The following is a 20,360-nucleotide window of genomic DNA, read 5'->3' as shown; positions in this document are numbered from 1 at the left end:
CTCAAGTACAGCCTGCGGCTAGTTTCCTAGTTTGCTCTTTGATTTTCATTGAGTATAAAATCACTTTTGTAGCTAAGTCTACAGGAGTGATTTTCTTTTTTTATCCGATGATAAATGTGTTATAATAGGTAGCAAAAGAGGTAAATAAATGAATCAAACAGTAGAATATATCAAAGAACTAACAGCTATTGCATCGCCAACAGGCTTCACTCGGGAGATTTCGAACTATTTAGTCAATACTTTGGAAGATTTTGGTTACCAGCCGGTTCGCACAGCCAAGGGCGGTGTCAATGTGACCATTAAAGGTCAAAATGATGAAGAGCAACGCTATGTGACTGCCCATGTGGATACGCTGGGTGCTATTGTTCGTGCTGTCAAACCAGACGGTCGTCTCAAACTGGATCGTATCGGTGGCTTTCCTTGGAACATGATTGAAGGTGAAAACTGTACCGTTCATGTGGCTAGCACAGGTGAAAAAGTATCAGGAACCATCCTCATCCACCAAACTTCTTGCCATGTTTATAAGGATGCAGGAACTGCAGAACGCACTCAAGACAATATGGAAGTACGTTTGGACGCCAAAGTAACAAATGAAAAAGAAACTCGTGCCTTGGGGATTGAGGTCGGTGATTTTATCAGTTTTGACCCACGAACTGTCGTGACAGAGACAGGTTTTATCAAGTCTCGTCATTTGGACGATAAGGTCAGTGCAGCAATTTTGCTCAATCTCCTTCGTATTTATAAAGAAGAGAAGATTGAATTGCCAGTAACAACCCATTTTGCTTTTTCAGTCTTTGAAGAAGTGGGACACGGTGCTAACTCTAATATTCCTGCTCAGGTAGTAGAATATCTGGCTGTGGATATGGGAGCTATGGGAGATGACCAGCAAACAGACGAATATACAGTGTCTATCTGTGTCAAGGATGCTTCTGGACCTTATCACTATGACTTCCGGCAACACTTGGTGGCTTTGGCGAAAAAACAAGATATTCCATTTAAGCTGGATATCTATCCATTTTATGGTTCAGACGCTTCAGCGGCTATGTCTGCAGGTGCAGAAGTCAAACATGCCCTTCTCGGTGCTGGTATCGAGTCTAGCCATTCTTATGAGCGTACTCATATTGACTCGGTGGTCGCAACAGAGCGTATGGTTGATGCTTATCTTAAGAGCGAATTGGTAGACTAATATGTGTTTGATTTGCCAGAGAATTGAACTCATCAAGAAGGGAGAAAATCCCTATTTTGTCAAAGAGTTGGAAACAGGCTATCTTGTGATTGGAGACCACCAGTATTTTGCAGGCTATAGTCTCTTTCTAGCCAAGGGACACGTTACCGAATTGCATCATTTAGAGAAGGAAACGAAACTCCGTTTTCTAGAGGAAATGAGTGTGGTCCAAGAGGCGGTTGCTAAGGCCTTTGCTGCTGAGAAAATGAATATAGAACTGCTAGGAAATGGCGATGCCCATCTTCATTGGCATCTGTTCCCTAGACGAAGAGGTGATATGAATGGTCACGGTCTCAAGGGACGTGGTCCAGTCTGGTGGGTTCCCTTTGAAGAAATGACAGCAGAAACCTGCCAAGTAAAACCGGATGAGATTAAAAGATTAGTCGAATGTTTATCGTCAGAAGTAGATAAATTATTAGAAATAAAGGAGTAGAAATGAAAAAAAGATACCTTGTCTTGACAGCCTTGATAGCCTTGAGTCTAGTAGCTTGTTCACAAGAAAAAGCAAAAAATGAAGATGGCGCAGCTAAGACAGAGCAAACAGCTAAAGCTGATGGAACAGTCGGAAGTAAGTCTCAAGGAGCTGCCCAGAAAAAAGCAGAAGTGGTCAATAAAGGAGACTACTACAGTATTCAAGGGAAATACGATGAAATCATCGTAGCCAATAAACACTATCCATTGTCAAAAGACTACAATCCAGGGGAAAATCCAACAGCCAAGGCTGAGTTGCTCAAACTCATCAAAGCGATGCAAGAGGCAGGTTTCCCGATTAGTGATCATTACAGTGGTTTTAGAAGTTATGAAACTCAGACCAAGCTCTATCAAGATTATGTCAACCAAGATGGGAAGGCAGCAGCTGACCGTTACTCTGCCCGACCTGGCTATAGCGAACACCAGACAGGCTTGGCCTTTGATGTGATCAGTACAAATGGAGAATTGGTAACAGAAAAAAAAGCGGCTCAATGGCTTTTGGACCATGCAGCTGATTATGGCTTTGTTGTCCGTTATCTCAAAGGTAAGGAAAAAGAAACCGGCTATATGCCTGAAGAATGGCACCTTCGTTATGTCGGAAAAGAAGCAAAAGAAATTGCTGAGAGTGGTCTCAGTTTGGAAGAATACTATGGATTTGAAGGCGGAGATTACGTCGATTAATACTCTTCGAAAATCTCTTCAAACCACGTCGGCTTCCATCTGCAACCTCAAAACAGTGTTTTGAGCAGCCTGCGGCTAGCTTCCTAGTTTGCTCTTTTATTTTCATTGAGTATAAAAAATAAACTTTTCTCTTGCAATTCTAGATAAATAGTGTATAATAGATGGGTATGTGAAAAGCATACTTGTGGGAGGTAAAAATCTTTAATTACCGCCAAAACCACAAAGGAGGATTTAAAAATGGCTAAAAAAGTCGAAAAACTTGTAAAATTGCAAATCCCTGCTGGTAAAGCTACACCAGCTCCACCGGTTGGACCTGCTCTTGGTCAAGCTGGTATCAACATCATGGGATTCACAAAAGAGTTCAACGCTCGTACAGCTGACCAAGCTGGTATGATCATTCCAGTTGTTATCTCAGTTTACGAAGATAAATCATTTACTTTCATCACTAAAACACCACCAGCTGCTGTTCTTTTGAAAAAAGCTGCAGGTGTTGAAAAAGGATCAGGTACACCTAACAAAACTAAAGTTGCTACAGTTACTCGTGCACAAGTACAAGAAATTGCAGAAACTAAGATGCCAGATTTGAACGCAGCAAACGTAGAGTCTGCAATGCGTATGATCGAAGGTACTGCTCGTTCTATGGGATTCACTGTTGTTGACTAATCAATAACACAGTAGAAAATCTCACAGCAGTCTATTAGTTGCTTTTCATACTAGGCAAGTGACTGATGCTTGTACTTGGGTACAGCAAGGAAACTTAAGGCCGTAGGAAAAGAATCTAATAGACTGATAACCCGCAAGACTTCATCATTTCGAGGAGTGACGTGGGAGATGAAAATCGATTGAACCACTTACAAGGAGAATAGAAAATGGCTAAAAAAAGCAAACAACTTCGTGCTGCTCTTGAGAAAATCGACAGCACAAAAGCATACAGCGTAGAAGAAGCTGTAGCACTTGCAAAAGAAACTAACTTTGCAAAATTTGACGCAACTGTAGAAGTTGCTTACAACTTGAACATCGACGTTAAAAAAGCTGACCAACAAATCCGTGGAGCAATGGTATTGCCAAACGGTACTGGTAAAACTTCGCGAGTTCTTGTTTTCGCACGTGGTGCAAAAGCTGAAGAAGCAAAAGCTGCTGGTGCAGACTTTGTTGGTGAAGATGACCTTGTTGCTAAAATCAACGACGGTTGGTTGGACTTCGACGTAGTTATCGCTACACCTGACATGATGGCTCTTGTTGGACGTCTTGGACGTGTCCTTGGACCACGTAACTTGATGCCAAACCCTAAAACTGGTACTGTAACAATGGATGTTGCTAAAGCAGTTGAAGAGTCTAAAGGTGGTAAAATCACTTACCGTGCTGACCGTGCAGGTAACGTTCAAGCAATCATCGGTAAAGTATCATTTGAAGCTGAAAAATTGGTTGAAAACTTCAAAGCTTTCAACGAAACAATCCAAAAAGCAAAACCAGCTACAGCTAAAGGAACTTACGTAACAAACTTGACGATCACAACTACTCAAGGTGTTGGTATCAAAGTTGACGTAAACTCACTTTAATCAGTAGTTTATACAGAGAGAACGAGTACGAAAGTGCTCGTTTTTTTTTGCTTAGAACGGGCATGTTGTTTATCTGGATTTGTAATACTCTTCAAACCACGTTAGCTTTGCCTTGCCGTACTCAAGTACAGTATGCAGCTAGCTTCCTAGTTTGCTCTTTGATTTCCATTGAGTATTATTTGTGGGTACCATTTACTAGTGAAGCTTTTAGCGATTCCCAAGCCTGACTATCGTGAGGTAGCGGGCAGAGGAAGGGATAGCGAAATCGTGACTCTACGAACAGGAAAGTGGAGGTTCGTAGAGCGGATGAAGATGAGAGCAATTCCAAAGTACAAAAATAGTCGTAACCTGAATGTGTAAAAGATGGGAGGAGTTGAATTTGAACTAGAGAGGTAATAATAAATTTATGCTATAGTCATGGCAGACTATATGCTTTTGATTCTAGTTTATCAAATAATAGATTAGAATTGTCAGATAATATTATTTTATGTTATAATGAAGAAAAAAACAGAGGTGTTCAAATGTCAGAAGCAGGTCATAAGTTTTTAGCAAAACTGGGGAAAAAACGCTTACGCCCAGGTGGAAAACGTGCTACAGATTGGTTAATTGCGGAAGGAGGGTTTTCAAAAGAAAAGAGAATACTAGAGGTTGCGTGTAATAGGGGAACTACAGCAATTGAGTTGGCACAGCGTTTTGGTTGTAAGATAACTGCTGTTGATATGGATGCTCAAGCTTTAGAAGTGGCTAAAAAATCTGCTGAAACGGCAGGTGTTGCTCATTTAATCAGTTTTGAAAGAGCTAATGCAATGAAACTTCCTTATGAAGATGCTAGTTTTGATATTGTTATAAATGAAGCTATGCTGACTATGCAAGCCGATCAAGCTAAGAAAAAATGTGTAATGGAATATCTAAGGGTTTTAAAACCTGAAGGTCTTCTCCTGACACATGATGTGCTTCTTAAGGAAGCTAAAGAGTCTGTCAGACAGGAATTGTCGCAAGCAATTCATGTAAATGTAGGTCCTTTAACTCAAGATGGTTGGGAACAGGTGATGATAGAATCAGGTTATCGTGATGTGAAAGTATTGACTGGTGAAATGACATTAATGAAATTATCGGGTATGATTTATGACGAAGGTTGGCTAGGAACCTTGAGAATTTGTGTAAATGCTTGTAAAAAGGAGAATAGAAAGCAGTTTTTAACGATGTATAAAATGTTTAATAAGAATAAAAAGAACTTGGGCTTTATTGCTGTGGCTAGTCATAAACCGTCAAATCGTTAGATAATCATTGAAGTTAACTTTTCCTTTTTTCTTTCTTAAAAAATATGCTATAATAGAGAGTAAAAACTTTGAAAGAAAGAAAAAGATGAATTTAAAAGATTACATTGCAACAATTGAAAATTATCCAAAGGAAGGGATTACCTTCCGTGATATCAGTCCTTTGATGGCTGATGGAAATGCTTATAGCTATGCTGTTCGTGAAATCGTTCAGTATGCTACTGACAAGAAAATCGACATGATTGTAGGTCCTGAGGCTCGTGGTTTTATCGTAGGCTGTCCAGTTGCTTTTGAGTTGGGAATTGGTTTTGCCCCTGTTCGCAAGCCAGGAAAATTGCCACGCGAAGTCATTTCTGCTGACTATGAAAAAGAGTACGGTGTTGATACCTTGACTATGCATGCTGACGCTATTAAGCCAGGTCAACGTGTTCTTATCGTAGATGACCTCTTGGCAACAGGTGGAACTGTTAAGGCAACCATCGAGATGATTGAAAAACTTGGTGGTGTTGTAGCAGGTTGTGCCTTCCTTGTTGAATTGGATGAATTGAACGGTCGTGAAAAAATCGGTGACTACGATTACAAAGTTTTGATGCATTATTAATGAAAAACAGTCCCTAGGGCTGTTTTCTCTACATTAGGATATAAAAATAGACTATAGCTAGTTAGAGAAAAACTATAATTGAAAACTATATCTTCTTGCAGTATAATAAAAGGACTAAGTGTTTGAGATTTAGTTTCATACTCAATAAAAATCAAAGAGCAAACTAGGAAACTAGCCGTAAGCTGCTCAAAGTACAGCTTTGAGGTTGCAGATAAAACTGACGAAGTCAGCTCAAAACACTGTTTTGAGGTTGCAGATAGAACTGACGAAGTCAGCTCAAAACACTGTTTTGAGGTTGCAGATAGAACTGACGAAGTCAGTAACATATACGTACGGCAAGGCAACGTTGACGCGGTTTGAAGAGATTTTCGAAGAGTTTCAAACATATGCAATGATTCCTGAAAGAATACAGTTAGGAGAGGGTTATGCCGATTCGAATTGATAAAAAATTACCAGCTGTTGAGATTTTACGGACAGAGAACATCTTTGTCATGGATGATCAGCGTGCTGCCCACCAAGATATCCGTCCTTTGAAGATTTTAATCTTAAATCTTATGCCACAAAAAATGGTCACAGAGACACAGTTGTTGCGCCATTTGGCTAATACGCCCCTGCAACTAGATATTGATTTTCTCTATATGGAAAGCCACCGTTCTAAGACAACTCGTTCAGAGCACATGGAGACCTTTTATAAAACTTTTCCTGAAGTTAAGGACGAGTATTTTGATGGGATGATTATCACGGGTGCTCCAGTTGAACATTTACCATTTGAGGAAGTAGACTACTGGGAGGAATTTACTCAGGTGCTTGAGTGGTCTAAGACTCATGTCTATTCGACCCTTCATATCTGTTGGGGTGCTCAGGCTGGTCTTTATCTGCGCTATGGAGTGGAAAAATACCAGATGGACAGTAAGTTATCGGGTATCTATCCTCAGGACACCTTAAAGGAAGGGCACCTTCTCTTTAGAGGATTTGACGATAGCTATGTATCCCCTCATTCACGGCACACGGAGATTTCTAAGGAAGAGGTCTTAAACAAAACCAATCTCGAGATTTTATCAGAAGGGCCACAGGTTGGGGTTTCGATTTTGGCCAGTCGTGATTTGCGAGAAATTTATAGTTTTGGGCATTTGGAGTATGACCGTGATACCTTGGCAAAAGAGTATTTTAGAGATCGTGATGCAGGTTTAGACCCACATATTCCAGAAAATTACTTTAAGGATGATGATGTCAACCAGGCACCTTGTCTTTGTTGGTCTTCATCAGCAGCCCTCTTTTTCAGTAACTGGGTGAATTATGCGGTCTATCAGGAAACGCCTTTTGACTGGAGAAAAATAGAAGATGATGCATCTGCATTTGGGTATTTATAAGAGGAATTATGACATATTTAGACGCTTTTAAATCAGGGAACTTGGTTTTACCGAGTGCCCTGCTCTTGCATTTTAAGGAACTCTTTCCTTCTAGCGACGATTTTCTGGTCTGGCAATTTTTCTATTTGCAAAATACGACAGGTTTGGATGAAATGTCACCAAGCCAGATTGCTGAAAGGATTGGTAAGGAAATCTCGGATGTCAATCAGGCTATTTCCAATCTGACAGAGAGGGGACTGCTTCAATATCGTACTATCGAATTAAATGGTGAAATTGAATTGCTTTTTGATGCTAGTTTGGCATTGGAACGTTTGGATGACCTGCTTGAAGCAGTTCGTTCAAGTTCAGACCAGCTGACACCTCAAAACCAGCTTAAGGATTTGGTGGAAACTTTCCAACAGGAGTTGGGTCGCTTGTTGACGCCTTTTGAGATTGAGGATTTGACCAAGACTCTAAAGGAAGATGGAACCAGTGCTGACTTGATTAAGGAAGCTCTTCGTGAAGCTGTTTTGAATGGAAAACCAAACTGGAAGTACATTCAGGCGATTTTAAGAAACTGGCGCCATGAAGGTATCAAAAGTGTGACTCAAATAGAGGCCAGGCGGGCAGAGAGAGAAGCAAGCAATCCTCAGTTGACACAGGTATCGGCAGATTTTAGAAATGCCATGGATCTCTGGAAGGATTAATCGTTTGAAGCAGGCTTGAAATCCGAGTAAGATTTGCAAGCTGTGTCTAATTGTGATAAAATAAATAGAAAATAAATTGAAAAAAGAGGTATGTGAAATGTCACGTAAACCATTTATCGCTGGTAACTGGAAAATGAACAAAAATCCAGAAGAAGCTAAAGCATTCGTTGAAGCAGTTGCATCAAAACTTCCTTCATCAGATCTTGTTGAAGCAGGTATCGCAGCTCCAGCTCTTGATTTGACAACTGTTCTTGCTGCTGCTAAAGGTTCAAACCTTAAAGTTGCTGCTCAAAACTGCTACTTTGAAAATGCAGGTGCTTTCACTGGTGAAACTAGCCCACAAGTTTTGAAAGAAATCGGTACTGATTACGTTGTTATCGGTCACTCAGAACGTCGTGACTACTTCCATGAAACTAACGAAGATATCAATAAAAAAGCAAAAGCAATCTTTGCAAACGGTATGCTTCCAATCATCTGTTGTGGTGAGTCACTTGAAACTTACGAAGCTGGTAAAGCTGCTGAATTCGTAGGTGCTCAAGTATCTGCTGCATTGGCTGGATTGACTGCTGAACAAGTTGCTGCATCAGTTATCGCTTATGAGCCAATCTGGGCTATCGGTACTGGTAAATCAGCTTCACAAGACGACGCACAAAAAATGTGTAAAGTTGTTCGTGACGTTGTAGCTGCTGACTTCGGTCAAGAAGTTGCAGACAAAGTTCGTGTTCAATACGGTGGTTCTGTTAAACCTGAAAACGTTGCTTCATACATGGCTTGTCCAGACGTTGACGGTGCCCTTGTGGGTGGTGCGTCACTTGAAGCAGAAAGCTTCTTGGCTTTGCTTGACTTTGTAAAATAATCAGTAGCAAAAGCTAGGTGGAACAGCATTCAGATGTCTGTTCCATTTTTTATAGGAGAGGAAAGATTGAAAACAAAGATTGGAAAAATTGGATTAGCAAGTGCCTTTTTGCTTGGATTGATCGTTAATCAGGTGGCTGCAAATGAATCTGAAGTGAAAGCATCTTCGGAAGAAAGCAGTATTCAAGCTTCTGCTAGCAAGGTAGAAGAAAAGAAACCAGAAACGACTACAAGTCAAAAAGAAGAAGAGAAAAAGGCTGAGACTTCTTCTAGTCAGCGTCAAGAGAAAAAGGAAGAAGTCAAAGAGACACGAGCTAGTAGTCAGAAAGAAGAAAGTAAGCCGAATTCAACATCAGCACATTGGGACGGTGACTTCTATGTAAAAGCAGATGGTTCAAAAGCTAAGAGTGAGTGGATCTTCGATACTAGCTACAATAGTTGGTTCTATATAAAAGCAGATGGTCGTTATGCCCAAAAAGAATGGCATGGAAACTACTACCTCAAAGCAGGTGGTTACATGGCTAAAAATGAATGGGTTTACGATAACGATTATAAGAGCTGGTTTTACCTCAAAGCAGACGGTTCTTATGCAGAACAAGAATGGCAGAAAATCAATGGCAGATGGTACTATTTTAAGAAGTGGGGCTATATGGCTAAAAGTCAGTGGCAAGGAAATTATTTCTTGAATGGTCAAGGTGCCATGATGCAAAACGAATGGCTTTACGATAATCATTATAAGAGTTGGTTCTATCTTAAGGAAGATGGTTCTTACGCTAATGAACAGTGGCAAAAGATTGATGGCAAGTGGTACTACTTTAAGAAGTGGGGATACATGGCTAAAGATGAGTGGCATGGAAACTACTATCTTACTGAAAGTGGTGTCATGGCAACAGGTGAGTTGATTATGGACGATACTCGTTATACTTTTGCTGATTCAGGGGAACTGAAAGAAAAGAAAGCCTTGAATGTTGGTTGGGTTTATCGAAATGGACACCGTTATTTCTTTAACCATCGTGAAGAACAGGTCGGAACTGACCGTGCTAAGAAGGTTATTGATGTCAGTGAGCATAATGGCCGCATTAGTGATTGGAAAAAGGTTATCCAGGAAAATGGAGTGGATGGCGTTATTGTTCGCTTAGGATATAGTGGTGTAGAAGATAAGGAATTGGCACATAATATTCAAGAATTTAATCGACTAGGCATTCCTTATGGTGTTTATCTTTATACCTATGCAGAAAACGAAACAGATGCTGAGAATGATGCTAAGCAGACTATTGAGCTTTTGAAGAAATATAAAATGAACTTGTCTTATCCAATCTACTATGATGTTGAAAACTGGGAGTATGAAAATAAATCTAAGAAAGCTCCAGCAGATACAGACACTTGGGTTAAAATCATCAATAAGTATATGGAAACCATGAAAAAAGCAGGTTATCAAAATGTGAAAGTTTATAGCTATCGTCAACTTTTGCAAACTCGTTTGAATCATCCAAATATTTTACAACATGTAAACTGGGTTGCAGCCTATACGGATGCGCTTGATTGGAACAATCCTCATTATTCAGGAGAAAAAGGATGGCAATATACTTCATCTGACTCTCTTAAAGGGATTCGAGGACAGGTTGATGTCAGTGTCTGGTATTAAGATGTAAAACTAAGAAAAGAGCCTACAAATTGTATGCTCTTTTTCTTTATTTTATCGCTGTTAAGAGAGTTTGAAAGTGACAGGGTTTCATTCTAAAAAATCTTAAATTATCAGTCTATTGCAACTTTTCTCATATGAGACATTTGGCTTGCTATTGTTTTTTCTTAGTAGTATACTAATAGGGTAATCACTAAGAGGTGCTTACAAAAAAATAATGAACGAGGTAATTAAAATGGTAGAATTGAAAAAAGAAGCAGTAAAAGACGTAACATCATTGACAAAAGCAGCGCCAGTAGCATTGGCAAAAACAAAGGAAGTATTGAACCAAGCTGTTGCTGATTTGTATGTAGCTCACATTGCTTTGCACCAAGTACACTGGTACATGCGTGGTCGTGGTTTCCTTGTATGGCATCCAAAAATGGATGAGTACATGGATGCTCTTGATGGTCAATTGGATGAAATCAGTGAACGTTTGATTACACTTGGAGGTAGCCCATTCTCTACTTTGACAGAATTCCTTCAAAATAGTGAAATCGAAGAAGAAGCTGGTGAATACCGTAATGTTGAAGAAAGCTTGGAACGTGTCCTAGATGTTTATCGTTATCTCATCACTCTGTTCCAAAAAGCTTTGGATGTTACTGATGAAGAAGGTGATGATGTGACAAACGATATCTTTGTTGGTGCTAAAGCTGAACTTGAGAAAACGGTTTGGATGCTTGCCGCAGAACTTGGACAAGCACCTGGTTTGTAAGAAATAGAATAATCATATAAAAATCTGTAGGAAAATTCTTACAGATTTTTTTCTATTCTGTAAGCTATTCCAAACCAGTCTTTTTTTGAGTTTTTTGATAAAATAGTACTATCAGTGAAAAGGATGGAAGCATGACTAAGAAAATCGTAGCTATTTGGGCCCAGGATGAAGAGGGTGTGATTGGTAAGGACAATCGTCTGCCTTGGCATTTGCCAGCAGAATTGCAACACTTTAAAGAAACAACTCTGAATCATGCTATCTTGATGGGGCGCGTGACCTTTGATGGGATGGGGCGTCGCTTGCTTCCAAAACGGGAGACCTTGATTTTGACACGTAACCCGGAAGAAAAGATAGATGGGGTTACTACTTTTCAGGATGTCCAGTCTGTTCTCGACTGGTATCAGGGGCAAGACAAGAATCTCTATATTCTCGGTGGCAGACAAATTTTTCAGGCTTTTGAGCCCTACCTTGACGAAGTGATTGTGACTCACATTCATGCTCGTGTGGAGGGAGATACCTATTTTCCTGAGGAGTTTGACTTGTCTCTTTTTGAGACTGTTTCAAGCAAATCCTATACCAAAGATGAGAAGAATCCTTATGATTTTACCATCCAATACCGCAAGAGAAAGGAAGTCTAATGGAACGTAGTATATTTGGTTTTTTCACAGCCATGCTGTGTTTGGTCTGCTTGCTTGCAGGGGCACAGGCTTTTCGTAAAAAGCGTTATGGACTTTCTGTCCTGCTCTGGTTAAATGCCTTTACCAATTTGGTCAATAGTATCCATGCTTTTTACATGACCTTATTTTAGATAGAATGACAGTATAGAATAGAACGGAAGGAAATCATGCCTACAAATAGGAATAATGATATGATGGTTTATTGCTCATTTTGTGGCAAAAGCCAGGAAGAAGTACAAAAAATAATCGCAGGTAACAACGCCTTTATCTGTAATGAATGTGTGGAGTTAGCCCAGGAAATCATTCGTGAGGAGTTGGCGGAAGAAGTCTTGGCAGATTTGTCTGAGGTACCAAAACCAATCGAACTTCTCCATATCTTGAATCACTATGTAATCGGTCAAGATCGTGCCAAACGTGCTTTAGCAGTAGCGGTTTACAATCACTACAAACGTATCAATTTCCACGATACACGCGAAGAGTCAGAAGATGTGGATTTGCAGAAGTCAAACATCTTGATGATTGGCCCAACTGGTTCAGGGAAAACATTCCTTGCCCAGACCTTGGCTAAGAGTTTGAATGTGCCTTTTGCGATCGCAGATGCGACAGCTCTGACGGAGGCTGGTTATGTAGGTGAGGATGTGGAAAATATTCTCCTCAAACTCTTGCAGGCTGCTGACTTTAACATTGAACGTGCAGAGCGTGGGATTATCTACGTGGATGAAATTGACAAGATTGCCAAGAAGAGTGAGAACGTCTCTATCACACGTGATGTTTCTGGTGAAGGAGTGCAACAAGCTCTTCTCAAGATTATTGAGGGAACTGTTGCTAGCGTACCGCCTCAAGGTGGACGTAAGCATCCACAACAAGAGATGATTCAAGTGGATACCAAAAATATCCTCTTCATCGTGGGTGGTGCCTTTGATGGCATTGAAGAAATCGTCAAACAACGTCTGGGTGAAAAAGTCATCGGATTTGGTCAAAATAATAAAGCGATTGACGAAAACAGCTCTTACATGCAGGAAATCATCGCAGAAGATATTCAAAAATTTGGTATTATCCCTGAGTTGATTGGACGTTTGCCTGTCTTTGCTGCTCTTGAACAGTTGACAGTAGATGATTTGGTTCGTATCTTGAAAGAGCCAAGAAATGCTTTGGTCAAACAATACCAAACCTTGCTTTCTTATGATGATGTCGAGTTGGAATTTGACGACGAAGCTCTTCAAGAGATTGCCAATAAGGCTATTGAACGCAAAACTGGTGCGCGTGGTCTTCGCTCCATCATCGAAGAAACCATGCTAGACGTCATGTTTGAAGTACCGAGTCAGGAAAATGTGAAATTGGTTCGCATCACAAAAGAAGCTGTCGATGGAACGGATAAACCAATCCTAGAAACAGCTTAGAGGTGACTATGGAACTTAATACACATAATGCTGAAATCTTGCTCAGTGCGGCGAATAAATCCCACTATCCGCAGGATGACCTGCCAGAAATCGCTCTTGCAGGGCGTTCAAATGTTGGTAAATCTAGCTTTATCAATACCATGCTGAACCGTAAGAATCTGGCTCGTACATCGGGGAAACCTGGTAAAACCCAGCTTCTCAACTTCTTTAATATCGATGACAAGATGCGCTTTGTGGATGTGCCTGGTTATGGCTATGCCCGTGTTTCTAAAAAGGAACGTGAAAAGTGGGGGCGCATGATTGAGGAGTACCTAACGACTCGGGAAAATCTCCGTGCAGTGGTCAGTCTGGTGGATTTCCGTCACGATCCGTCAGCAGATGATGTGCAGATGTACGAATTTCTCAAGTATTATGAGATTCCGGTGATCATCGTTGCGACCAAGGCGGACAAGATTCCTCGTGGTAAATGGAACAAGCACGAATCAGCAATTAAAAAGAAATTAAACTTTGACCCAAGTGACGATTTCATCCTCTTTTCATCTGTCAGCAAGGCAGGGATGGATGAGGCTTGGGATGCAATATTAGAAAAATTGTGAGGAAAAGAAAATGGCAAAAACAATTCATACAGACAAAGCTCCAAAAGCTATCGGACCCTATGTTCAAGGAAAAATCGTTGGCAACCTTTTGTTTGCTAGTGGTCAAGTTCCTCTCTCTCCTGAAACTGGGGAAATCGTTGGAGAAACAATCCAAGAACAGACAGAACAAGTCTTGAAAAACATCGGTGCTATTTTGGCAGAGGCAGGAACTGACTTTGACCATGTTGTCAAAACAACTTGCTTTTTGAGCGATATGAACGACTTTGTTCCTTTTAACGAGGTTTACCAAACGGCCTTTAAAAAGGAATTTCCAGCTCGTTCAGCAGTAGAGGTAGCTCGTCTTCCTCGTGATGTAAAAGTCGAAATCGAAGTCATCGCAGAGATTGGATAAGCTAGTTGAAGTTTGGTGTTGCCAAACTTCTTTTGATATAAGGAGAAAAAGATGACAAAGAAACAACTTCACTTGGTGATTGTGACAGGAATGAGTGGTGCAGGGAAAACAGTTGCCATTCAGTCCTTCGAAGATTTGGGTTATTTTACTATTGATAATATGCCACCAGCTCTCTTGCCTAAGTTTTTGCAGTTGGTGGAAACAAAGGAAGACGACCATAAGTTGGCCTTGGTAGTAGATATGCGTAGCCGTTCTTTCTTCTCAGAGATTCAAGATGTTTTGGATGAGTTGGAAAACAAGGAAGAACTGGACTTTAAAATTCTCTTTTTGGATGCAGCTGATAAGGAATTGGTCGCTCGTTACAAGGAAACCAGACGGAGTCACCCACTAGCAGCAGACGGTCGTATTTTAGATGGAATCAAGTTGGAACGTGAACTCTTGGCACCACTGAAAAACATGAGCCAAAATGTGGTGGATACGACAGAACTTACTCCTCGTGAGCTGCGTAAAACCATTGCAGAGCAGTTTTCAGATCAAGAACAAGCCCAGTCTTTCCGTATCGAAGTCGTGTCTTTCGGCTTTAAATATGGAATCCCGATTGATGCAGATTTAGTCTTTGATGTGCGCTTTTTGCCAAATCCCTACTATCTACCAGAACTGCGAAACCAAACGGGTGTGGATGAACCTGTTTATGACTATGTCATGAACCATCCTGAGTCAGAAGACTTTTATCAACATTTGTTGGCCTTGATTGAGCCGATTTTGCCAAGTTACCAAAAGGAAGGGAAGTCCGTTTTGACCATTGCCATGGGTTGTACGGGTGGGCAACACCGTAGTGTGGCCTTTGCTAAACGCTTGGCGCAGGACTTATCCAAGACTTGGCCTGTTAATGAAGGGCATCGCGACAAAGACCGAAGAAAGGAAACGGTAAACCGTTCATGAGAAAACCAAAGATAACGGTGATTGGTGGAGGTACTGGGATCCCTGTCATTCTTAAGAGTCTGCGGGAAAAAGATGTGGAAATCGCTGCTATCGTAACGGTGGCGGATGATGGTGGTTCATCAGGTGAACTCCGAAAAAATATGCAACAATTGACACCGCCAGGTGATCTTCGCAATGTCCTTGTGGCCATGTCGGATATGCCTAAGTTTTATGAGAAGGTCTTTCAGTATCGTTTTTCTGAGGATGCCAGAGCCTTTGCTGGCCATCCATTGGGCAATCTCATTATTGCAGGTCTGTCAGAAATGCAGGGTTCAACCTATAATGCCATGCAGTTGCTGAGCAAGTTTTTCCATACAACTGGGAAGATTTATCCTTCCAGTGACCATCCTTTGACTCTTCATGCAGTCTTTCAGGATGGGACAGAAGTGGCTGGAGAGAGTCATATCGCAGACCATCCAGGTATGATTGACCATGTCTATGTGACCAATACCCTCAACGATGATACGCCTCTGGCTAGCCGTCGAGTAGTCCAGACCATTCTTGAAAGTGACATGATTGTCCTCGGACCTGGTTCCCTCTTTACCTCGATTTTGCCTAATATCGTGATTAAGGAAATCGGGCAGGCTCTTTTGGAAACTAAGGCAGAAATCGCCTATGTCTGTAATATCATGACCCAACGTGGGGAGACAGAACACTTTACAGATAGTGATCACGTAGAGGTCTTGCATCGTCACCTTGGTCGACCTTTTATCGATACTGTCTTGGTGAATATCGAAAAAGTGCCTCAGGAATACATGAATTCCAACCGTTTTGATGAATACTTGGTGCAGGTGGAACATGATTTTGCTGGTCTTTGTAAGCAAGTTCCGCGTGTGATTTCATCCAACTTCCTTCGTCTGGAAAATGGGGGTGCCTTCCACGATGGCGATTTGATTGTGGACGAGTTGATGCGGATTATACAGGTGAGAAAATGAGTTTCACAGTAGCAGTAAAAGAAGAAATTCTAGGTCAGCACCATCTAAGCCGGCATGAATTATCTGCCATTATCAAGATGTCTGGTAGCATCGGTCTCTCGACTTCGGGTTTGACCTTGTCTGTCGTGACAGAAAATGCCAAACTGGCTCGTCACCTCTATGAGTCCTTTCTCCATTTCTATGAAATCAAATCAGAAATCCGACATCACCAAAGAAGTAATCTTCGTAAGAATCGGGTCTATACCGTTTTTACAGATGAAAAGGTGCAGGACTTGCTGAGTGATTTGCACTTGGCAGACTCTTTCTTTGGCCTGGAAACAGGTATTGATGAGGAGATTTTATCAGATGAGGAAGCAGGTCGTGCTTATCTTTGTGGCGCTTTTTTGGCAAATGGCAGTATTCGTGACCCTGAGTCAGGCAAGTACCAGTTGGAAATCAGTTCTGTTTATCTGGACCACGCGCAAGGGATTGCCTCACTTCTCCAGCAGTTTTTGCTGGATGCCAAGGTGCTTGAGCGTAAGAAGGGGGCAGTGACCTACCTCCAGCGAGCTGAAGACATTATGGACTTCTTGATTGTCATCGGAGCCATGCAGGCGCGAGATGATTTTGAGCGAGTTAAGATTTTGCGAGAAACCCGTAACGACCTCAATCGGGCCAATAATGCCGAGACAGCTAATATCGCTCGAACAGTTTCTGCCAGTATGAAGACTATTAACAATATCAGCAAAATCAAAGATATCATGGGCTTAGAAAACCTGCCAGTGGATTTGCAGGAGGTAGCGCAATTGCGGATTCAGCACCCAGACTACTCTATCCAGCAGTTAGCAGATAGCCTCAGCACCCCTCTGACCAAAAGTGGTGTCAACCACAGACTCAGAAAGATAAATAAATTAGCCGAACAACTATAAAGATATAAAACAAGCCCTTGAATTATCAGTATGATTGGTTGATTCCATTTTTCTAACAGCCTGATGTCGCTAGTTTACAAAATATCAACCTCTTTCTTGACAATTGAACAGAGCATGTGAGATAATAAAGAGGAATTGAGAAGTGCTAGCATTTTAGTGCTATCAGAAATCCCCTCGGTACTGCAATACCAAGGGGATTTTTTCTGGGTTAGATAGCACTAACCAGGAAGGTTATACTCAATGAAAATCAAAGAGCAAACTAGGAAGCTAGCCGTAGGCTGTACTTGAGTACGGCAAGGCGAAGCTGACGTGGTTTGAATTTGATTTTCGAAGAGTATTACTTGTCGAAGTGCGTCTAACCAACGAGTCACCAGCCATGAGATAATACTCTCGATGACTGCGATAAGTATTATTTTGAGAAGTTCTAGCATCTGTAATACCTCCTTTTCCAAGGCGTATTGTTAGTGCCGTTCTTATTATATCCCATGTTTTATCAGTTTGATAGGCATTTTTATTTTTGCTAAAAAAGGGAAAGATATGAGCTAACAAGATTGTAGATGAATTATAAAACCACGAATCCTATGCGACTCGTGGTTCTTTTTTATAAACTGGTTGAATGTTTTGGTTGTACTTTTTGCTCTGGGTCGATATAGTTGATGGCATTGTTGATAGCGGTTGGAGCTTCTCCGAGGCCTGTCGCAATCAGATCAATTTTTCCGTCATAGTAGCAACAGTCACCGATAGCATAGATACCTGCTTGGCTAGATTCTTGTTTGCTGTTGACGATAATCTTGTGGCGGTTGAGGTCCAGACCCCAGTTTTTAAGGTTACCGACAGAAGATTTGAAACCATAGTTGACAAAGAGGTGGTCTAGGTCAATCGTTTCTGTTTCATCAGATTTGACTTTTGTGATTTCAAGTTTATCGAGCCTTTTTCCATCTCCAAGGAGTTGGCTAGGGACGAATGGTGTCTTGATGGTTACAGAAGATTCCTTTAAGGCTTGGACACTGTGTTCTAAGGCGCGGAAATTATCTCTGCGGTGGACAAGGGTAGTTGGCGCAATTTTTTCAAAAGCCAAAGCCCAATCCACAGCTGAGTCCCCACCACCAAGAATCGTCACTTTCTTACCAGCGTATTGCTGGATGTTGGAAACATGGTAGTGGATATTTTCATAGCCCTCAACGCCTTCTAGTTCCAGCGGACGTGGTTTAAAGGCACCGCCACCCATAGCGATGATAACAGTTTTAGACAGGTGACTTCCTTTAGAAGTTGTAATGACAAAGCCTTCTTCTTGTTTTTCAATCTCAAGGACCGTTTCATTGAGATGAATAGGGGTATCAAAGCCATGTAATTGCTCGATTAGACGGTTAGTCAACTCTTCTCCAGTCAGATTTGGGAAACCTGGGACGTCTAGGATTTCCTTTTCAGGATAGAGAATAGCAGGTTGTCCACCTAGTTGGGGAAGAGAGTCGATGATTTGGACCTTGGCTTGGCGTAGATGGGCATAGAAGGCTGCAAAAAGCCCGACAGGACCACCACCTACAATGGTAATATCATAGAGTTGAGACATGGTTTCTCCTTTGTTTTTTCTAGTCAGTTTATTTTATCATATTTTTCCTTAATTTAAAATGAAGTAGGATAGGGAAAAAAATGTCAGAAAAATGGTATAATAGAAAGGAACGTGTTTGGACAGAGAGGAGACAGCAGATGAACTTTCAACAATTATCCAACCTGCAATATTGGACTAGCTTGTTTTCTAGTCCTTGGAGTATTGCCATCAATCTGTTTGATATTTTGATTGTGGCCTATATTTTATATCGTTTTACAAAAGCGATAGCTGGCACCAAGATTATGATTTTGGTGCGTGGTGTCGTGATTTTTGTATTAGCCCAGGTTGTGGCCAATATCCTTGGTTTAACAACGATTTCTTGGTTGATTAATCAGATTATCACCTATGGGGTTATTGCTGCGGTTGTTATCTTCTCTCCAGAGATTCGGACTGGTTTGGAACGCTTGGGAAGGGCGACAGATTTCTTTTCTACTGCTCAAATTAGTGCAGAGGAGCAAATGATTCGTGCCTTTATCAAGTCGGTTGAATATATGAGTCCTCGTAAGATTGGTGCTCTGGTTGCCATCCAACGAGTTCGGACCTTGCAAGAATACATTGCGACAGGGATTCCTTTGGATGCCAATATTTCAGCTGAACTCCTTATTAATATCTTTATCCCCAACACTCCCCTACACGATGGTGCTGTGATTATCAGAGAAAATCGAATAGCAGTAACCTCTGCCTATTTGCCCCTGACAGAAAGTACAGGGATTTCCAAGGAATTTGGGACCAGACACCGGGCGGCTATCGGTTTATCAGAAGTGTCGGATGCCTTGACCTTCATCGTCTCAGAGGAAACAGGTGGCATTTCTATTACCTACAATGGGGTTTTCAAGCACGACTTGACGATTGAAGAATTTGAAGCAGAGCTACGAGCAATTCTTTTGCCAGTTGTTGAGGAAAAAGTCAGTTTTAAGGACCGTTTGCTAGGAGGCTGGAAATATGAGAAAAAATAGTCTATATATCATTTCATCTCTCTTTTTTGCTTGTGTCTTATTTATCTATGCAACGTCAACCAACTTTCAAAATAGCAATACCGCAAGGCAGGTCAAATCAGAAACCTACACCAATACGATAACGAACGTTCCTATCGATATTCACTATGATGATGACCAGTATTTCATTAGCGGATTTGCATCAGAAGTTTCAGTTGTACTGACAGGTGCCAATCGTGTGACCTTGGCTAGCGAAATGCAGGAGAGCACTCGTAAGTTTAAGGTAACTGCTGATTTGACGGATGCCAGTGTTGGAACGATTGAAGTTCCCTTGAATATTGAAAATCTTCCAAGCGGATTGACCGCTGTGGCAACGCCTCAAAAGATCACAGTGAAAGTTGGGAAGAAGGTTAAGCGAGATGGGATGATTGTTGTGCCACAAGTTGACCAAAGCCAGATTGATTCCAAGCTACAAATTGATAGTGTAACCGTGTCAAATGAACGGGTTTCTGTCACAACTGACCAAGAAACACTATCTAAAATTGATCGTATTATTGCGCTTTTACCAACCAGCGAACGCATAACAGGTAATTACAGTGGTTCAGTACCTTTGCAGGCAATTGATCGCAATGGTGTTGTCTTACCAGCAGTTATAACTCCGTTCGACACAACAATGAAGGTGACTACAAAACCAGTAGCACCAAGTTCAAGTACATCAAATTCAACAACAAGCAGTTCATCGGAGACATCTTCGTCAACGAAAGCAACTAGTTCAAAAACGAATTAATAATAGGAAAAGGATTTTAT

General features: G+C 41.2%; 23 protein-coding genes. 22 read left to right on the top strand and 1 reads right to left on the bottom strand.

All coding sequences use genetic code 11. From position 1 onward, the window contains the following. Positions 1–148 precede the first annotated feature (148 nt). From SMI_RS07965 to whiA, 20 genes are all read left to right on the top strand, one after another. On the top strand, positions 149–1,186 hold the full coding sequence (locus tag SMI_RS07965) for a M42 family metallopeptidase (protein ID WP_001077252.1): 1,038 nt from the start codon (positions 149–151) through the stop codon (positions 1,184–1,186). 1 nt (position 1,187) lies between these two features. Then, on the top strand, positions 1,188–1,658 hold the full coding sequence (locus SMI_RS07960; protein WP_000335623.1) for an HIT family protein: 471 nt from the start codon (positions 1,188–1,190) through the stop codon (positions 1,656–1,658). A 2-nt stretch (positions 1,659–1,660) separates the two neighbouring features. Continuing rightward, entirely contained in the window at positions 1,661–2,377 is a 717-nt protein-coding gene (ldcB, locus tag SMI_RS07955; protein WP_000747758.1) for an LD-carboxypeptidase LdcB/DacB, read from the top strand. Positions 2,378–2,614: 237 nt separating this feature from the next. After that, a complete protein-coding gene (rplK, locus tag SMI_RS07950; protein WP_001085807.1) occupies positions 2,615–3,040 on the top strand; it encodes a 50S ribosomal protein L11 in 426 nt (141 codons plus the stop codon). A 206-nt stretch (positions 3,041–3,246) separates the two neighbouring features. Next, complete coding sequence (gene rplA, locus SMI_RS07945; RefSeq protein ID WP_001085675.1) at positions 3,247–3,936, top strand: 50S ribosomal protein L1; 690 nt, start codon at positions 3,247–3,249, stop codon at positions 3,934–3,936. Positions 3,937–4,457: 521 nt separating this feature from the next. Next, positions 4,458–5,216 carry a class I SAM-dependent methyltransferase gene (locus tag SMI_RS07940; RefSeq protein ID WP_001287228.1) on the top strand — a complete coding sequence of 253 codons (759 nt, stop codon included), beginning with the start codon at positions 4,458–4,460 and terminating at the stop codon, positions 5,214–5,216. An 85-nt stretch (positions 5,217–5,301) separates the two neighbouring features. Continuing rightward, on the top strand, positions 5,302–5,814 hold the full coding sequence (locus SMI_RS07935; protein WP_001049318.1) for an adenine phosphoribosyltransferase: 513 nt from the start codon (positions 5,302–5,304) through the stop codon (positions 5,812–5,814). 425 nt (positions 5,815–6,239) lie between these two features. After that, complete coding sequence (gene metA / locus SMI_RS07930) at positions 6,240–7,184, top strand: homoserine O-acetyltransferase MetA (RefSeq protein ID WP_001122725.1); 945 nt, start codon at positions 6,240–6,242, stop codon at positions 7,182–7,184. Positions 7,185–7,192: 8 nt separating this feature from the next. After that, positions 7,193–7,870, top strand: coding sequence for a DnaD domain-containing protein (locus tag SMI_RS07925; protein ID WP_000221586.1), 678 nt, complete (start codon positions 7,193–7,195; stop codon positions 7,868–7,870). A gap of 97 nt (positions 7,871–7,967) precedes the next feature. Continuing rightward, positions 7,968–8,726, top strand: coding sequence for a triose-phosphate isomerase (gene tpiA, locus SMI_RS07920; protein ID WP_000087894.1), 759 nt, complete (start codon positions 7,968–7,970; stop codon positions 8,724–8,726). A gap of 33 nt (positions 8,727–8,759) precedes the next feature. Then, a complete protein-coding gene (gene lytC, locus SMI_RS07915) occupies positions 8,760–10,370 on the top strand; it encodes a choline binding-anchored murein hydrolase LytC (RefSeq protein ID WP_012972567.1) in 1,611 nt (536 codons plus the stop codon). Between the two features lie 232 nt (positions 10,371–10,602). Next, complete coding sequence (locus SMI_RS07910) at positions 10,603–11,121, top strand: Dps family protein (protein WP_033689158.1); 519 nt, start codon at positions 10,603–10,605, stop codon at positions 11,119–11,121. A 131-nt stretch (positions 11,122–11,252) separates the two neighbouring features. Beyond that, on the top strand, positions 11,253–11,759 hold the full coding sequence (locus SMI_RS07905; protein WP_000162455.1) for a dihydrofolate reductase: 507 nt from the start codon (positions 11,253–11,255) through the stop codon (positions 11,757–11,759). Continuing rightward, entirely contained in the window at positions 11,759–11,929 is a 171-nt protein-coding gene (locus SMI_RS10585; protein ID WP_000442260.1) for a hypothetical protein, read from the top strand. The genes SMI_RS07905 and SMI_RS10585 overlap by 1 nt, the downstream gene beginning before the upstream one ends. 36 nt (positions 11,930–11,965) lie before the next feature. Further along, a complete protein-coding gene (gene clpX / locus SMI_RS07900; RefSeq protein WP_012972566.1) occupies positions 11,966–13,198 on the top strand; it encodes an ATP-dependent Clp protease ATP-binding subunit ClpX in 1,233 nt (410 codons plus the stop codon). Between the two features lie 8 nt (positions 13,199–13,206). Continuing rightward, positions 13,207–13,794 (top strand): ribosome biogenesis GTP-binding protein YihA/YsxC, encoded by a 588-nt coding sequence (gene yihA, locus SMI_RS07895; RefSeq protein WP_000422594.1) that lies wholly within the window; start codon positions 13,207–13,209, stop codon positions 13,792–13,794. A 10-nt stretch (positions 13,795–13,804) separates the two neighbouring features. Next, a complete protein-coding gene (locus tag SMI_RS07890; protein ID WP_001140422.1) occupies positions 13,805–14,185 on the top strand; it encodes a RidA family protein in 381 nt (126 codons plus the stop codon). 51 nt (positions 14,186–14,236) lie between these two features. Beyond that, complete coding sequence (gene rapZ / locus SMI_RS07885; protein ID WP_000163060.1) at positions 14,237–15,127, top strand: RNase adapter RapZ; 891 nt, start codon at positions 14,237–14,239, stop codon at positions 15,125–15,127. Further along, positions 15,124–16,101 (top strand): YvcK family protein, encoded by a 978-nt coding sequence (locus tag SMI_RS07880; RefSeq protein ID WP_001231096.1) that lies wholly within the window; start codon positions 15,124–15,126, stop codon positions 16,099–16,101. Before rapZ ends, SMI_RS07880 begins: the two co-directional genes overlap by 4 nt. Then, entirely contained in the window at positions 16,098–17,009 is a 912-nt protein-coding gene (gene whiA, locus SMI_RS07875; RefSeq protein WP_000011281.1) for a DNA-binding protein WhiA, read from the top strand. The genes SMI_RS07880 and whiA overlap by 4 nt, the downstream gene beginning before the upstream one ends. A 601-nt stretch (positions 17,010–17,610) precedes the next feature. Here whiA and SMI_RS07870 read toward each other — a convergent pair. Continuing rightward, positions 17,611–18,579, bottom strand: a complete 969-nt coding sequence (locus SMI_RS07870; protein WP_000080994.1) for an NAD(P)/FAD-dependent oxidoreductase — start codon at positions 18,577–18,579, stop codon at positions 17,611–17,613. A gap of 137 nt (positions 18,580–18,716) precedes the next feature. Between SMI_RS07870 and cdaA the strand changes: the two genes are divergently transcribed. Together cdaA and SMI_RS07860 are read left to right on the top strand one after the other, a co-directional pair. Then, positions 18,717–19,574, top strand: a complete 858-nt coding sequence (gene cdaA, locus SMI_RS07865) for a diadenylate cyclase CdaA (RefSeq protein WP_001011070.1) — start codon at positions 18,717–18,719, stop codon at positions 19,572–19,574. Next, positions 19,561–20,340, top strand: a complete 780-nt coding sequence (locus SMI_RS07860; RefSeq protein ID WP_001230939.1) for a YbbR-like domain-containing protein — start codon at positions 19,561–19,563, stop codon at positions 20,338–20,340. Before cdaA ends, SMI_RS07860 begins: the two co-directional genes overlap by 14 nt. The last annotated feature ends 20 nt before the right edge of the window (positions 20,341–20,360 follow it).

Source organism: Streptococcus mitis B6 (genome assembly GCF_000027165.1).
Lineage (GTDB): Bacteria > Bacillota > Bacilli > Lactobacillales > Streptococcaceae > Streptococcus > Streptococcus mitis_AR.
The sequence above is the reverse complement of the archived record's forward strand: the minus strand, read 5'-3'. Positions and strand labels throughout refer to the sequence as shown.